The organism is Vibrio sp. 03_296 (assembly GCF_002265885.1).
On record NZ_NPKW01000909.1, the window covers coordinates 1 to 667 of the forward strand.

At 39.1% G+C, this 667-nt stretch carries 1 pseudogene; it reads right to left on the reverse strand.

Features of this window, described 5'->3' with window-relative positions:
- A pseudogene (gene torD / locus CIK04_RS28775) lies at positions 1 to 536 on the reverse strand (molecular chaperone TorD); the annotation flags it as partial.
- Between the last annotated feature and the right edge of the window lie 131 nt (positions 537 to 667).

The following is a 667-nucleotide window of genomic DNA, read 5'->3' on the forward strand; positions in this document are numbered from 1 at the left end:
CCAAGAGAGCAACATTTCTTGAATAAATGTGTTTTGCTCGATGAAAGCATCTTCCATGTGGCGATCTTGTTCAAACTCATTTGAGCGAATGATGAGGTTGCCAAGAAAGTCGAGCATGATCGCTAAGTGATCGGCCGGTTCATTTAGTTGTTGATTGACCTGCACATTCATGTTTTTTAGCCAAGCATCCATTTTTTGTGCCGGCTCGCCATTGAGTAGGCCATCTTTTGTAAGGTAAATTGATGCGTATGGCAGCGACGCCATGTTTTAGCGGTTTTCAAAAATAGGTCACAAAAATCTGCCGCTAATTCCAATTGCGCATCTTGACGGTCAACAAGACGATTGAGTGCGTCGACAAAGGCGTTAACGGATGGTCGCAGAGCATCGTTTTCAGCCAATCCCGTTAAAAACGCTCTAATTTCCATGCTTTGATATTTATCGAGTTCTTCCTGAGTCAGTTCTTTGGCAAATAAGCTGGAAAGCCACCAATATATTTCCGCACGTTTTTCATTAAAGGCTTTTATCTCTTGCATCATTTATCGCTCCTAAATCAATCTCCTATAAGTGTAACCAAAAAAAATGAATACATAACGCCTATTGTTAAGAAAAATATAAATATATTTGAGCTTGTTAATGGTCTGATATTAAGCTTGTTTTGAATCAATAA